General features: G+C 64.3%; 13 protein-coding genes. 7 read left to right on the top strand and 6 right to left on the bottom strand.

Annotation, left to right across the window (positions count from 1 at the left end; all coding sequences use genetic code 11):
* Window positions 1–237 precede the first annotated feature (237 nt).
* The 3 genes from acnA to ABID58_RS00300 all read left to right on the top strand — a co-directional run bounded on the left by acnA (window position 238) and on the right by ABID58_RS00300 (window position 4,859).
* Window positions 238–2,958, top strand: coding sequence for an aconitate hydratase AcnA (acnA, locus tag ABID58_RS00310; RefSeq protein ID WP_354031125.1), 2,721 nt, complete (start codon window positions 238–240; stop codon window positions 2,956–2,958).
* Between the two features lie 230 nt (window positions 2,959–3,188).
* Window positions 3,189–3,968 carry a DUF1223 domain-containing protein gene (locus tag ABID58_RS00305; protein ID WP_148755111.1) on the top strand — a complete coding sequence of 260 codons (780 nt, stop codon included), beginning with the start codon at window positions 3,189–3,191 and terminating at the stop codon, window positions 3,966–3,968.
* Window positions 3,969–4,487: 519 nt separating this feature from the next.
* Window positions 4,488–4,859, top strand: a complete 372-nt coding sequence (locus ABID58_RS00300) for a DUF2794 domain-containing protein (protein ID WP_148755112.1) — start codon at window positions 4,488–4,490, stop codon at window positions 4,857–4,859.
* Between the two features lie 110 nt (window positions 4,860–4,969).
* On the opposite strand, the gene ABID58_RS00295 is transcribed toward ABID58_RS00300, so the two are convergent.
* The 4 genes from ABID58_RS00295 to ABID58_RS00280 form a co-directional block, all read right to left on the bottom strand.
* Window positions 4,970–5,500, bottom strand: coding sequence for a GNAT family N-acetyltransferase (locus tag ABID58_RS00295; protein WP_354031124.1), 531 nt, complete (start codon window positions 5,498–5,500; stop codon window positions 4,970–4,972).
* 230 nt (window positions 5,501–5,730) lie between these two features.
* Window positions 5,731–6,522 (bottom strand): Bax inhibitor-1/YccA family protein, encoded by a 792-nt coding sequence (locus ABID58_RS00290; RefSeq protein WP_354031123.1) that lies wholly within the window; start codon window positions 6,520–6,522, stop codon window positions 5,731–5,733.
* A 273-nt stretch (window positions 6,523–6,795) separates the two neighbouring features.
* Window positions 6,796–9,366 (bottom strand): ABC transporter permease, encoded by a 2,571-nt coding sequence (locus ABID58_RS00285; protein ID WP_354031122.1) that lies wholly within the window; start codon window positions 9,364–9,366, stop codon window positions 6,796–6,798.
* On the bottom strand, window positions 9,363–10,085 hold the full coding sequence (locus ABID58_RS00280; RefSeq protein WP_148755116.1) for an ABC transporter ATP-binding protein: 723 nt from the start codon (window positions 10,083–10,085) through the stop codon (window positions 9,363–9,365). Before ABID58_RS00280 ends, ABID58_RS00285 begins: the two co-directional genes overlap by 4 nt.
* 55 nt (window positions 10,086–10,140) lie before the next feature.
* Here ABID58_RS00280 and ABID58_RS00275 point away from each other — a divergent pair, with 55 nt between their 5' ends.
* A complete protein-coding gene (locus tag ABID58_RS00275) occupies window positions 10,141–10,776 on the top strand; it encodes an arylesterase (protein WP_354031654.1) in 636 nt (211 codons plus the stop codon).
* Between the two features lie 175 nt (window positions 10,777–10,951).
* The gene (gene thpR, locus ABID58_RS00270) at window positions 10,952–11,488 is read left to right on the top strand and encodes an RNA 2',3'-cyclic phosphodiesterase (RefSeq protein WP_354031121.1); all 537 of its coding nucleotides are present in this window, start codon (window positions 10,952–10,954) and stop codon (window positions 11,486–11,488) included.
* 18 nt (window positions 11,489–11,506) lie between these two features.
* On the opposite strand, the gene ABID58_RS00265 is transcribed toward thpR, so the two are convergent.
* Together ABID58_RS00265 and ABID58_RS00260 are read right to left on the bottom strand one after the other, a co-directional pair.
* Window positions 11,507–11,911, bottom strand: coding sequence for a type II toxin-antitoxin system VapC family toxin (locus ABID58_RS00265; protein ID WP_148755118.1), 405 nt, complete (start codon window positions 11,909–11,911; stop codon window positions 11,507–11,509).
* The gene (locus ABID58_RS00260; protein ID WP_148755119.1) at window positions 11,911–12,165 is read right to left on the bottom strand and encodes a type II toxin-antitoxin system VapB family antitoxin; all 255 of its coding nucleotides are present in this window, start codon (window positions 12,163–12,165) and stop codon (window positions 11,911–11,913) included. The genes ABID58_RS00265 and ABID58_RS00260 overlap by 1 nt, the downstream gene beginning before the upstream one ends.
* Window positions 12,166–12,358: 193 nt before the next feature.
* On the opposite strand from ABID58_RS00260, the gene zapE reads away from it, so the two are divergent.
* The gene (gene zapE / locus ABID58_RS00255; RefSeq protein WP_354031120.1) at window positions 12,359–13,546 is read left to right on the top strand and encodes a cell division protein ZapE; all 1,188 of its coding nucleotides are present in this window, start codon (window positions 12,359–12,361) and stop codon (window positions 13,544–13,546) included.
* Between the two features lie 286 nt (window positions 13,547–13,832).
* The gene (gene mdh, locus ABID58_RS00250; RefSeq protein WP_148755121.1) at window positions 13,833–14,801 is read left to right on the top strand and encodes a malate dehydrogenase; all 969 of its coding nucleotides are present in this window, start codon (window positions 13,833–13,835) and stop codon (window positions 14,799–14,801) included.
* Window positions 14,802–14,880: the final 79 nt, after the last annotated feature.

Genomic DNA, 14,880 nt, shown 5'->3' with positions numbered 1-14,880 from the left:
TCGTTTCAACCCGCTCAAAGCCGGGCCTCAGGAAAACTGGGGGTAGCGCATCAGAATTTTTGGCTCGCGAATTGCTGCGGTACGATTGTGGCTGTGGCGGCGCGGTTAGAAAGCTTCTATAAGCCCGGAACTACTTGATGCAGCAACTCAACCTGCCCCTGCAAGCGACCTAACCTGCTGCGCTGACGGTGTTACGATACCCCTTGCCGGGTATAACTAACAATTGGGATTTCCTACATGACCTCGCTCGACAGCTTCAAATGCAAAAAGACCCTCAAGGTCGGCGCCAAGACCTATGTCTATTACAGTCTGCCCACGGCCGAGAAGAATGGTCTGAAGGGAATTTCGAAACTCCCCTATTCGATGAAGGTCCTGCTCGAGAATCTCCTCCGCAACGAGGACGGGCGCTCGGTCAAGAAGGAGGACATCGTCGCGGTCTCGAAGTGGCTGCGCAAGAAGTCGCTGGAGCATGAGATCGCGTTCCGTCCCGCGCGCGTGCTGATGCAGGATTTTACCGGCGTGCCGGCGGTGGTCGACCTCGCCGCGATGCGCAACGCGATGCAGAGCCTCGGCGGCGATGCCGAGAAGATCAACCCGCTGGTCCCCGTCGATCTCGTCATCGACCACTCCGTGATTGTGAACTTCTTCGGTGACAACAAGGCTTTCGGCAAGAACGTCATCGAGGAATACAAGCAGAACCAGGAGCGCTACGAGTTCCTGAAGTGGGGCCAGAAGGCGTTCTCGAACTTCTCCGTCGTGCCGCCCGGCACCGGCATCTGCCACCAGGTCAATCTCGAATATCTCTCCCAGACGGTGTGGACCAAGAAGGAGAAGATGACGGTCGGCAAGAAGACCGGCACCTTCGAGGTCGCCTATCCCGACTCGCTCGTCGGCACCGACTCCCACACCACCATGGTCAACGGTCTCGCCGTGCTCGGCTGGGGCGTCGGCGGCATCGAGGCGGAAGCCTGCATGCTCGGCCAGCCGCTGTCGATGCTGCTGCCCAATGTCGTCGGCTTCAAGCTGAAGGGCGCGATGAAGGAAGGCGTCACCGCGACCGACCTCGTGCTGACCGTCACGCAGATGCTGCGCAAGCTCGGCGTGGTCGGCAAGTTCGTCGAGTTCTTCGGCCCCGGCCTCGACAATCTCTCCGTCGCCGACAAGGCGACCATCGCCAACATGGCGCCGGAATATGGCGCGACCTGCGGCTTCTTCCCGGTCGACGCCGCCGCGATCGACTACCTCAAGACCTCCGGCCGCGCCGCGCCGCGCGTCGCGCTGGTGCAGGCCTATGCGAAGGCGCAAGGGCTGTTCCGCACCGCCAAGTCGGCCGATCCGGTGTTCACGGAAACGCTGACGCTCGATCTCGCCGACGTCGTGCCGTCGATGGCCGGTCCGAAGCGTCCCGAAGGCCGCATCGCGCTGCCTTCGGTCGCCGAAGGCTTTTCGCTCGCGCTCGGCACCGAGTACAAGAAGACCGAAGAACCCAACAAGCGCTTCGCCGTCGAAGGCAAGAACTTCGAGATCGGCCACGGCGACGTCGTGATCGCCGCCATCACCTCCTGCACCAATACCTCGAACCCGAGCGTCTTGATCGGTGCCGGCCTGCTCGCGCGTAACGCTGCGGCCAAGGGCCTCAAGGCAAAGCCGTGGGTGAAGACGTCGCTCGCTCCGGGCAGCCAGGTGGTCGCGGGCTATCTCGCCGATTCCGGTCTGCAGGCCGATCTCGACAAGGTCGGCTTCAACCTCGTCGGCTTCGGCTGCACCACCTGCATCGGCAATTCCGGCCCGCTGCCGGATGAGATCTCGAAGTCGATCAACGACAACGGCATCGTCGCCGCCGCGGTGCTCTCCGGTAACCGCAACTTCGAAGGCCGCGTCTCGCCGGACGTGCAGGCGAACTATCTGGCCTCGCCGCCGCTGGTCGTCGCGCATGCGCTCGCCGGCAGCGTCACCAAGAACCTCGCCGTCGAGCCGCTCGGCGAAGGCAAGGACGGCAAGCCGGTGTATCTGAAGGACATCTGGCCGACGACGAAGGAGATCAACGCCTTCATGAAGAAGTTCGTGACCGCGGCGATCTTCAAGAAGAAGTATGCCGACGTGTTCAAGGGCGACGCCAACTGGCGCAAGATCAAGACGGTCGAGAGCGAGACCTATCGCTGGAACATGTCTTCGACCTATGTGCAGAACCCGCCCTATTTCGACGGCATGAAGAAGGAGCCGGAGCCGGTCACCGATATCGTCGAGGCGCGCATCCTCGCCATGTTCGGCGACAAGATCACCACCGATCACATCTCGCCGGCCGGTTCGATCAAGCTCACCTCGCCCGCTGGCAAATATCTCAGCGAGCACCAGGTGCGGCCCGCCGACTTCAACCAGTACGGCACGCGTCGCGGCAACCATGAGGTGATGATGCGCGGCACCTTCGCCAACATCCGCATCAAGAACTTCATGCTCAAGGGCGCGGATGGAAACATCCCCGAGGGCGGTCTCACCAAGCACTGGCCCGACGGCGAGCAGATGTCGATCTACGACGCCGCGATGAAGTACCAGCAGGAGCAGGTGCCGCTGGTGGTGTTCGCCGGCGCCGAATACGGCAACGGCTCCTCGCGCGACTGGGCTGCGAAGGGTACGCGTCTGCTCGGCGTGCGCGCCGTGATCTGCCAGAGCTTCGAGCGCATCCATCGCTCCAACCTGGTCGGCATGGGCGTGCTGCCGCTGACCTTCGAGGACGGCACCTCCTGGTCGTCGCTCGGCCTGAAGGGCGACGAGAAGGTCACGCTGCGTGGCCTCGTCGGCGACCTTAGGCCGCGCCAGAAGCTGACCGCGGAGATTGTGTCCGGGGACGGTTCATTGCGGCGCGTTTCGCTGCTTTGCCGCATCGATACGCTGGACGAGCTCGATTATTACCGGAACGGCGGCATTCTGCATTATGTGCTGCGCAAGCTCGCGGCCTGAGCGCGAATTTGTGAACGGTGGCTCACTGCGACGTGAGTAGAAGGTTAAACAAAGGCGGCCTATCACAAGGCCGCCTTCGTGCATTACGGCATGCTTCAGATGGGCCCACCCGGCGGACACTTCGCATCGGGCGGAATGCGCCGTGCCCGTAAGACCGCCGTGCCCGTAAGACTACGGTGACCATCGGGCGATAGGATATCCCTCCACGAAGACGAGATGTGACGTTCGACATGACTGGAATGATGGCTTCTCATTTGGTTTCGCGATGGTCCGGCGCACTCTGGTCGGGAGCACTGGGCATCTGCGCAATCGTCGCCGTCATTCGTCCCGCCCAGGCCGATCCCCGCGCCGTGGTCGAGCTCTTCACCTCGCAGGGCTGCTCCTCCTGCCCGCCCGCCGACAAGGTCATCGGCGACCTCGCCAAGGATCCCTCGATCATCGCGCTGAGCATGCCGATCGATTATTGGGACTATCTCGGCTGGAAGGACACGCTGGCAGATTCGCGTTTCTCGGCGCGGCAGCGCGCCTATTCACGCATGCGCGGTGACCGCGAGGTCTACACGCCGCAGGTCGTGGTCAATGGCGCTGTGCATGTCATCGGCAGCGATCGGGCCGGCATCGAAAGCGCGATCGGCAAGACCGACAGGGGCACTGGCGTGATGAGCGTGCCGGTGACGATGTCGCTGGCAGGCAAGCAGATCAATGTATCGGTGGCCGCGGGCAACGAGCCGGCGATCTCGCATGGCGAGGTCTGGATCTGCTCGATTGCGAAATCGGTGCCGATCGAGATCAGCCGCGGCGAGAATCGCGGACAGCAGATCACCTACCACAACGTGGTGCGCAATCTGCTCAAGGTCGGCGACTGGAACGGACATCCGGAAACCTGGACGGTGCCGCTTGAGAATCTCACCTCGCGCGATGGCGTCGATGGTGCGGTGGTCTATGTCCAGGACGGCAGCCGCGAGAAGCCGGGCGCGATGCTGGGCGCGGCGTACACGTCACTGCACTGAAGCGACGCGCGCTCAAGATCGTCTCAAGACAATTTGTCTGTCGTCATTCCGGGGCGCGCGAAGCGCGAACTACGGTGCGCAATTGCGGCCAGCGACACCCCGACACAAACAAAAAAGGACCAACTTGCGTTGGCCCTCCTTGTCGCGCGTACAGACCCGATCCTGTTCGACCCCGGGGGGCTGGGGGCTGAGGAATCCGGAACCGAAAGGACCGGGTCAACGCACAGAGGTCTTTTCGCAGTGCAGGGCGGCGGGCGGTGGGCGGAAAAGCGGCGATCCTGTGATTCCTGCTAACGATCCCGTGACGGTTTGCCGCTGAGGAGTTCCACCGTTGCATGTGTCATGATTCGCAACCGGTCCGCGAGATAAGCCACGGTCCTTCAAGAGCGCTCCAAAAGAGCCCTTCAAGAGCCTCTTGCGGCGGGGAACAGTTGGCGCAATCATGCCATTGTCATGATCCGCGGCTCCGGGGACGGTCTTCGCGGAGGCGGGTCGTGCTGATGCGACAGGAGGCGCTGCATGAGCTTGACGCCGGAGGATGCCGATCCGAGCGAGCAGCGCGCAGTGGCGCGTCCCGCCGCTGCGAATGCCCAACTGAGCCGGGTGACGTTCAACCGGCTCGAGTTGAGCCGAATTCTCAATCTCTACGGCCGCATGGTCGCCGACGGCGAGTGGCGCGACTATGCCATCGACTTCCTGAAGGACCGCGCGGTGTTCTCGGTCTATCGCCGCGCCTCCGAAGTGCCGATCTACCGCATCGAGAAAGATCCGCGACTGGCCCGCAAGCAGGGCATGTACAGCGTGATCGCGGCGACCGGCCTGATCCTGCGCCGCGGCCACGAGCTCGACCGCGTGCTGCTGGTGATCGACCGGAAACTGGCGGTGGTGTAGCCACACCAACGCTGCAGTAGGGTGGGCAAAGGCGCAAAGCGCCGTGCCCACCATCTCTCCTCAATCGCCGCGGTGGGCACGCTACGCTTTGCCTACCCTACGAGACCGGGTTATTTCGCCGGCACGGTGCTCGCGCCCTCGCCGAGGTCGCGCTGCATCATCACGGTATCCAGCCAGCGGCCGAACTTCAGGCCGACATTCGGGTGCGTGCCGATCATCTTGAAGCCGCCTCTGGTATGCACGCCGATCGAGCCGGCATTGGCGGAATCGCCGATGACCGCGATCATCTGGCGGAAGCCGCGCGCCTCGCATTCGATGATCAGCCGCTCCAGCAGCAGCGCGCCGATGCCGCGGCGGTGGAAGGCGGGATCGAGATAGATCGAGTTCTCGACCGTGAAGCGGTAGGCCGGGCGGGGCCGGTAGGCGCCGGCATAGGCGTAGCCGGCAACGCGGCCGTCGAGGACGGCGACGAAATAGGGATAGCCGCCGTCGACCAGCGTGCGATAGCGGCGCATCATCTCGGCGAGGTCAGGCGGCTCGATCTCGAACGTCGCGGTGCCCTCGCGGACGGCCTGCTGATAGATGGCGGTAATGGCGGGAAGGTCGGCCTCGGTCGTGGGCCTGATATCGGGTGTGGACATGGGCGAAGATTAGAGCGTTCGTGCGGCGGCTGGAAGAGGCAACGGTGTTTCCACGCACTCCGTCATTGCGAGGAGCCCTTGCGACGAAGCAATCCAGAAATGCATCCGCGGGGGGAGTCTGGATTGCTTCGCTTCGCTCGCAATGACGGTGTTTGTGGGGACAGCTCGGCCCCAAACAAAAACCCCGGCCTCGCGGCCGGGGTTCGGATCCGTTCTCTCAGGTCTGGCGCTTAGTCGCGCTGGCCGAGGAGCTGCAGCAGCAGCGTGAACAGGTTGATGAAGTTCAGGTACAGCGACAGCGCACCGGAGATCGCCGCGCGCTCGGCGATGTCGCCGCTGGCCGAAGCGTAGCCGTAGATGTAGTCGTTCTTCAGCCGCTGCGTATCCCAGGCGGTGAGGCCGGCGAATACCAGCACGCCAACCACCGACACGATGAACTGTAGCGCCGTGCTGGCCAGGAACAGGTTCACCAGGCTCGCGATGATGATGCCGATCAGGCCCATGAACAGGAACGAGCCCATGCCGCTCATGTCACGCTTGGTGGTGTAGCCGTAGAGGCTCAGCGCGCCGAAGGTCGCCGCGGTGATGAAGAACACCCGCACGATCGAGGTGTGCGTGTACACCAGGAAGATCGAGGACAGCGAGATGCCCATCAGCGCCGAGAACACCCAGAACAGGATCTGGGCGGTCGAGGGGGCGAGACGGTTGATGCCAGCCGAGATCACGAACACCATGGCGAGCGGCGCCAGCATGAACAGCCACTTCAGCGGGCTCACGAACATCGCGTAGCCGAACGGCGTCAGGAACAGCTTGCCGACGCGGACGGCTTCCGCGGTCGGAACGTCGGTCACGGCAGCCATGTAGACGCCGAGTGCGGCGAGGCCAGTGATGGCGAGGCCAATGCTCATGTAGTTGTAGATGCGCAGCATATAGGCGCGCAGACCGGCATCGACCGTCGCGGCGTCAACACGCCCGGCGGCCCTGCCGAAAGGAGAAGCGTAATTGCGGTCTAGGTCCGACATGGTCGAATTCCCGTTGGTTGGCCCGGTCCGGCATGAGGGTCGCCATGCCGCCGGTTCGTCAAACTCTATCTCGGATACCGATGTCTGCCGACATTAAATTTGGCTAACAATCGGGGCTCCGAACCCATCCGATATGTGGGAAACTAACACATTCGGTGCAACCGTCCACGCGCGGCCGAATGTCGCCCTTGGCGCGCAATCCTGACGAGCAGACGTGGTTAAGCGCGGGGAATCGCGCGATTCCGGTCCGGCGCAGCCTCCCGCTACCTTTTGTCACAAATTGCGCAACACCGTGGCAGGCTTTTTGTTCAACGCCAGCAGCGTGCCGGCGAGCCCGAGCCCGACGGTGACGATCAGGGCGGCGGCCACCACGCCGGCCGCGCTGCCGGCCTGCCAGACGAAGGTCAGCGTCATCAGCCGGGTTACGATCATCCAGGCCGCGATGCTGCCGGCGATCACGCCGAATACGGCGGTGGCGAGCCCGATCAGGAGATATTCGAGCGCATAAGCGCCGAGCAGCCGCAGCCGCGTGGCGCCCAGCGTCTTCAGGATCACCGCGTCATAGACCCGATGGCGGTGACCGGCGGCGAGCGCGCCGCCCAGCACCAGGATCGCCGAGATCAGGGTCACGGCGCTGGCGCCGCGGATCGCGAGCGCGAGGTTGGTCACGACCGCGCCGACCGTCTCCATCACCTCGCGCACGCGCACGCTCGTCACCATCGGATAGGCATCCGCCACCTGCTTGATGATCTTGCCGTCGCCGGTCGCATCGCCGCCGGCTTCGGTCAGCGTCGCGATGTGGGTATGCGGCGCGCCCTTGAAGGCGTTCGGCGAGAACACCAGCACGAAATTGATGCCGAGCCCCTGCCAGTCGATGGTGCGGAGATTGCCGATTTTCGCCGGGATGTCGCGGCCGAGCACGTTGACCACGACCTCGTCGCCGAGCTTGAGGCCGAGGCCGTCGGCGATCTTCTTCTCCATCGAGACCAGCGGCGGGCCGGAATAGTCGGCGCCCCACCATTCGCCCTCGACCACCTTGGAGCCCTTCGGCAGCTCGCCGGTGTAGGTCAGGCCACGGTCACTCTGCAGCACCCATTCGGAATCGGTGGTGGGCTTGAGGTCCTCGGCGCGGACGCCGCGCGCACCGACGATGCGCCCGCGCAGCATCGGCACGTCCTCGACCTTCGCGCCAGGGGCGATCTGGCGCAGATAATCGTCGAACGGTGCGGCCTGGGTGCTCGGAATGTCGATGAAGTAGAAGGACGGGGCATGGTCCGGGAGCGCCGCCAAAAACTGCCGGCGCAGATTGCCGTCGATCTGGGTGATGGTGACGAGCACGGCGAGGCCGAGACCGAGCGAGAGCACGACCGAGGGCGTCAGTGCGCCCGGCCGGTGGATGTTGGCGATCGCAAGCCGCAGCATGGTGAAGCGCGTGCGCGGCAGCCGTCGCGCGATGGCCATCAGCACGGCGGCGACACCGCGCAGCACTGCGAACACGACGACGGAGGAGGCCACGAACACCGCCGCGATGCGCTTGTCGAAGGACAGGCCGATCACGACCGCAACCAGCAGCGCGACGACGACGCCCATGAAAACGAGGTAGCTCCACCGCGGCCGATGCCATTCGGCAGCGATGGTGTCGCGGAACAGCGCGGCGACCGGCACGTCGTGCACGCGTCCGAGCGGCCACAGGCCGAAGGCGAGCGCGGTCAAAAGGCCGTAGACAAAGGACAGCGCGAGCTCGCCGGCATGCACGGCCGGCACCACCGGCAGCGGCAACAGCTTGCCGAACAGGCCGACGATGGCAAACGGCATCGCCGCGCCGAGCGCCAGGCCAATCACCGAACCGATCCCGGCGAGCAGGACGACCTGCGCGAGATAGATGCCGAACACGTCGCGCCCCGTGGCGCCAACGGCCTTGAGGGCCGCGATCACCTCGAGCCGGCGGTCGATATGGCTCTTCACCGCGTTGGCGACGCCGACGCCGCCCACCAAAAGCGCAGCGAGCCCGACCAGGGTCAGGAATTGCGTGAAGCGGCCGATATTGCGCTCGAGCTGCGGCGAGGCGTTGGAGCGGCTGCGGACTTCCCAGCCGGCCTGCGGCGCCGCGTTGCGCGCGTCCACAATGAAGGCATCGGTGGCACGGTCGCTGTTGGCGCTATCCGGCAGCTTCACCCGGTAGACCCAGCGCACCAGGCTGCCGGGCTGGATCAGGCCGGTGGCGCGCAGGGCGGCCTCGCTGACCAGGAAGCGCGGGCCGAAACCGATGCCGCCGGCGAGCTTATCGGGCTCGGCCTCGACGCTGCTGCGGATCTGGAAGGTCGCGGAGCCGATGGTGACGCGGTCGCCGATCTTGAGGGAGAGACGCGCAAGAAGCGTCGGATCGGCGGCGGCGCCAAAGGCGCCGTCGCGCTCCGCGAGCAGCTCGGTCAGCGGCAGTTGCGGCGCCAGCGTGAGTTGGCCGAGCATCGGGTAGGTGTCGTCGACCGCCTTCATCTCGACCAGCGCCAGCTTGCCCTCGGCCGAGCGCGCCATGCCGCGCAGGGTGGAGGCCACGGAGACGGTGCCGCGCGAGCGCAGGAAGGCAACTTCCTCGGGCTTGGCCTCGCGCTGGAACAGCACGAAGGAGACGTCGCCGCCGAGCAGCGTGCGCCCCTCGCGCGCGAGGCCGTCGCTCAGGCTCGCCGACACCGAGCCGACGCCGGCGATCGCCATCACGCCGAGCGCGATGCAGGCGATGAAGACGTAGAAGCCCCGCAGGCCCCCACGCAATTCGCGCAGCGCGTAGCGCAGCGACAGTGCGACGCCGTTCGGCTTCGCAAACGGTTCGACAGCAATGCTCATGCTTTGGTCGTCTGCGTGTCGATGCGGCCCGAGCGCAGGCGGATCACGCGATCGCAGCGATGCGCGAGCGAGGAATCGTGCGTGACCAGCACCAGCGTCATACCGCGCTCGGCATGCTTGGTGAAGAGCAGATCTATGATCTGCTTTCCCGTGGTCTCGTCGAGATTGCCGGTCGGCTCGTCGGCGACGAGGATGGCGGGATCGGGTGCCAGCGCGCGCGCAAGCGCCACGCGTTGCTGCTCGCCGCCGGAGAGCTGCGTTGGATAATGATGCAGGCGATCACCGAGCCCGACCGATTGCAGCTCCTCGGCTGCGCGCTTGTTGGCATCGGGATTGCCGGCGAGCTCGAGCGGCACGGCGACGTTCTCCAGCGCCGTCATGGTCGGGATCAGATGGAAGGACTGGAAGACGATGCCGACCTGGCGGCCGCGGAAGCGGGCCAGCGCGTCCTCGTCGAGGGCATTGAAAGGCGTGCCGTTGACCACCACCTCTCCGCTATCAGGACGCTCCAGCCCCGCCATCACCATCAGCAGCGTGGATTTGCCCGAGCCTGACGGGCCGATCAGGCCGATCGTCTCCCCCGAGCCGACGCGCAGGCTGATATCCTTGAGGATGTGAACGCGTGCCGCCCCCGATCCCAATGAGAGATTGACGTTGGAGATGGCGATGGTGTCCGGCGCGGTGCCGGCGAGCGAAGAGGATTCGATGCGACTGTCCATGGTCCGGTCATATGGCAACTCCGCACGCGCGGTCGAGAGGCGTTACAGATTCTTCATGCACATAGCCGTGTTGATGCTCGCTTTGATGACGGTCGTGAACCCGGCTTGGGCAGAAGCGACCAAGCCGATCAAGCTTGTTGTTTTGGGCGATTCCTTGAGTGCCGGTCTCGGCCTTCCGGCCCAGGACGCGTTTCCGGCCAGGCTGCAAAAAGCCTTGCAAGCCAAAGGTATAGCCGTGGACATGACCAACGCGGGCGTGTCCGGCGACACCTCGTCGGGGGGGCGCGACCGGCTCGACTGGTCGGTGCCCGACGGAACCGAGGGCGTCATCCTCGAGCTCGGCGCCAATGACGCGCTGCGCGGCATCGACCCCGGCTTGACGCGCGCGGCGCTGACCGACATCGTCGGGCGTCTCAAGGCGCGCAAGATCGCCGTGATGCTGTGTGGGATGCAGGCGCCCCCGAATTTGGGCGCGGATTATGGCGCGCGCTTCAATTCGATTTATCCGGATCTGGCGAAACAGTTCGACGTGCCGCTCTATCCGTTCTTCCTCGACGGTGTCGCGGCCGACGCCAAGCTCAACCAGGCCGACGGCATTCACCCGACTGCCGAAGGCGTCGACGTCATCGTCGACAACATGCTGCCCACGGTAGAGGCATTCCTGCGCACGATCGGCGAGCAACGCCGCTGAAAAGCAGGCAGCGCCAACCCTGACAACCAGGGTTTTCCCGGTGTAGCCTCGGGCACTCTTCGCAGAGTCACACAACTGCGATAGGAATTGAAGTACAGATGATTCGTCGCCGGCTCTAAAATTTGGATATGATCCTTACCCTCGGATCATGCCCAAGCATCGGGAGTGCGAAACGATGCCGCGTTTGTTCACTGGTCTGGAAATCCCGGCCGAGGTCTGCCAGACGCTTTCCAATTTGCGAGGTGGCCTTCCAGGCGCCCGCTGGATCGATCCCGAAAATTATCACGTCACCCTGCGCTTCATCGGCGACATCGACGGCGTCTCCGCCAACGAGATCGCATCGATGCTGTTTCGCGTCGACCGCAAGCCTTTCGAAGTGAAAGTGCAGGGCTTGCAAAGCTTCGGCGGCCGCAAGCCGCGCGCGGTGGTTGCCACCATCACGCCGAGCAAGCCGCTGATGGAATTGCAGGCCGAACTCGAGCGCCTGATGCAGCGGATCGGCCTCGATCCGGAGGGGCGCAAATTCATTCCGCATGTCACGCTGGCCCGGCTGCATGACGCCACCGACCGCGACGTCGCCGACTATCTGTCGCTGCGCGGCTACTTCCCGAGCAAGGCGTTCACGGCCGAGCGGTTCGTGCTGTTCTCGTCGCGCGCGTCGACCGGCGGCGGCCCGTATGTGGTCGAGGACGCCTACGAGCTGTGCGAGTAAGGTCTTCACCTCGGCGCGCTATCGCAGCGGCGCCACGCCCGATCGGTTGATGTCGGTCTTCGCAAAGTCCTCGCCTTTGAACAGCAATGGTTCGCTGCGGGTGATGGCCAGCGCGTACGAAAAGCAGTCACCGTAGTTGAGAGACGCGGCGTGACGCCCCTTCCCGTAGCGCCGCCACGCGCGCCGTGCTGCATCGGCTTGTCCGGCATCGACCGACACGATCTCGGCGCCGATCTTGACGAGCCAAAGGTCGAACTCGCGGCCACCCGCATCGCCCAGTCGCGTCTCGATCACCATAGTTGCTTCAAGTACGGTTGCCGCGGAGATCAGGCGGATCGGATCATCCACGATCAGTCGCTCAATATCTGCTGCATCGTCTTCGTTGAGCGCGATTGCCACGATCGCCGACGTATCAATCACCATCAGCGCGGCAATCCATGCTCGTCATATCCGAGAATTTCCTCGGGCGTGCGGTCATCCACGACTCGCATTTCGCTCCAGCGTCGCCTGATCTCGGCCATGTCCTGCAGTAACGCGTCTTTGTGAGTTTGACCGCCCAGCCGGCGTAATCGCTCCTCAATGGCGCGCCTGGTTGCTGTCGTGATGTTCTCGCCGGTCAATTGCGCCAGGCTCCGGGCCAATTGCTCCGTTTCGGGGTCCTTGATGCTAAGTGCCATGCCGAGGTTCCTTGGTTCCTCAATAGGTACATTCTAGCCCAGTTGAGCGCAACAATAGATCCGTTCGGCGGACCCAACAGACCTGCAGGTAGGTCCTTCTCCTCCGCGCCATCTGCCCGCGAAGGACGGGACGCATAAGCCGTTGCGCCAATACGCAGTTGCAATTTCCGCCGGTCTCTGGCGGTAAAGAGCGATGCTCTCCACGCCCAGTTCCTCCTTCAGCGAAGTCTATCAAACCCAGATTGCCTCCGGCGCGATCGAGCCCGACGCTGCACAGGCCGAGGTGGCCGAGGCCTATGCGGCGCTCGACCTCAGGCTCGCGAGCTACAAGCCGCCGCGCAAGCAGGGGCTGCTCGCCCGCCTGTTCAACGGCGGCGACAAGGACGAGGCGCCGCGCGGGCTCTACGTCCATGGCGAGGTCGGCCGCGGCAAGACCATGCTGATGGATCTGTTCTTCCAGCACTCGACCGTCGAGCACAAGCGGCGCGCGCATTTCCACGAATTCATGGCGGACGTGCATGAGCGCATCTACGACTATCGCCAGAGCATCGCGCGTGGCGAGACCGCCGACGGCGACGTCATCGCGCTGACCGCGCATGCGATCTTCGAGGAGAGCTGGCTGCTCTGCTTCGACGAGTTCCACGTCACCGACATTGCGGACGCGATGATCCTCGGCCGCCTGTTCGCAAAGCTGTTCGAGCTCGGCACCGTCGTGGTCGCGACCTCCAACGTCGCGCCCGACGATCTCTACAAGGGCGGCCTGAACCGCGCGCTGTTCCTGCCCTTCATCAAGCAGATCACCGACCACATGGACGTGCGGCGGCTCGACGCGCGCACCGATTTCCGGCTCGAGAAACTTCAGGGCGTGCCGATGTGGCTGACGCCGGCGGACGGCGACGCCCACGCCGCGCTCGACCGCGCCTGGTCGAAGATGACCGGCAACGCCAAATGCAAGTCGCGCGACATTTCGATCAAGGGCCGCATCCTGCACGTGCCGTGCTCGGCCCATGGCGTGGCGCGCTTTGCCTTCGCCGATCTCTGCGAGAAGCCGCTGGGCGCATCCGACTACCTCAGGCTCGCGCACGACTATCACACCATTCTGGTCGACCATATTCCAGTGATGGACTTATCTCAGCGCAACGCGGCCAAGCGCTTCATCACGCTGATCGACACGCTCTATGACAATGCCGTGAAGCTGATGGCCTCGGCCGATGCCAACCCGATCTCGCTCTACCTCGCCGATGAGGGCAATGAGGCCAACGAGTTCAAGCGGACCGCGTCGCGCCTGATCGAGATGAGCTCGGAATCCTATCTGGCGCTGCCTCACGGCCGCAAGGATTCCACCGCCAGCGGCTCTACCAAGGGCCTGGTGGAGACTTAAGTCCTATCCTCGCCGCCGCCTCCAGCCGGTGTCATTCCGGGGCGCGACGAAGTCGCGAGCTATGGTGCGCAATCGCGCACCCGAGAATCCGTCGTGCCACCAACTCGGCCGCCCAATGGATTCCGGGCCTGCGCCTGTCGGCGCATCCCGGAATGACGGACGGGGTATGCTGGCTGCAATCTCGGCAAGCCCGACAATTGAGCATCCGGCGACTTGAACGGCGGAAGCGAAAGGGATAACCACCCATTCAGTTTTTCCTCCTCACGTGTCTAAAGGACAGGTTCACATGGCGCGCGACAAGATTGCTTTGATTGGCTCCGGCCAGATCGGCGGAACGCTGGCTCACCTCATCGGCCTGAAAGAACTGGGCGACGTCGTGATGTTCGACATCGCCGAGGGCGTGCCACAGGGCAAGGCGCTGGATATCGCGCAGTCCTCGCCGGTCGACGGTTTTGACGCGCACTACACCGGCGCCAACTCCTACGAAGCGCTCGACAACGCCAAGGTCTGCATCGTCACTGCCGGCGTGCCACGCAAGCCCGGCATGAGCCGCGACGACCTCCTCTCCATCAACCTCAAGGTCATGGAGCAGGTCGGTGCCGGCATCAAGAAGTACGCCCCCGACGCGTTCGTCATCTGCATCACCAACCCGCTCGACGCGATGGTCTGGGCGCTGCAGAAGGCCTCCGGCCTGCCGCACAAGAAGGTCGTCGGCATGGCCGGCGTGCTCGACTCGTCGCGCTTCCGCTACTTCCTGGCCGACGAGTTCAACGTCTCCGTTGAAGACGTCACCGCCTTCGTGCTCGGCGGCCATGGCGACACCATGGTGCCGCTGGTGAAGTACTCGACCGTTGCCGGCATCCCGCTGCCCGACCTCGTCAAGATGGGCTGGACCTCGCAGGCGCGCCTCGACGAGATCGTCGACCGCACCCGCAACGGCGGCGCCGAGATCGTCAACCTGCTCAAGACCGGCTCGGCCTTCTACGCGCCGGCGGCCTCCGCAATCGCGATGGCCGAGAGCTATCTGCGCGACAAGAAGCGCGTGCTGGCCTCGGCGGCGTACCTGAACGGCGAATACGGCGTGAAGGACATGTATGTCGGCGTCCCCGTCGTGATCGGCGCCAAGGGCGTCGAGCGCGTGGTCGAGATCGAGCTTGCGGGCAAGGACCGCGAGGCCTTCGACAAGTCGGTCGGCGCGGTGCAGGGCCTCGTCGATGCCTGCAAGAAGATCGCACCCGATCTTCTCGGCCGCTAAGGGCCAACCAATCCCGCCGAAGATCGAAACCCGGTCTTCGGCGGTTTCATTTCCGGACCCCGGCTGCAACTCTTGGTGA

This window comes from Bradyrhizobium sp. S3.2.6 (assembly GCF_040546885.1).
Lineage (GTDB): Bacteria > Pseudomonadota > Alphaproteobacteria > Rhizobiales > Xanthobacteraceae > Bradyrhizobium > Bradyrhizobium cytisi.
This window is presented reverse-complemented; position numbering and strand designations above follow the sequence as displayed.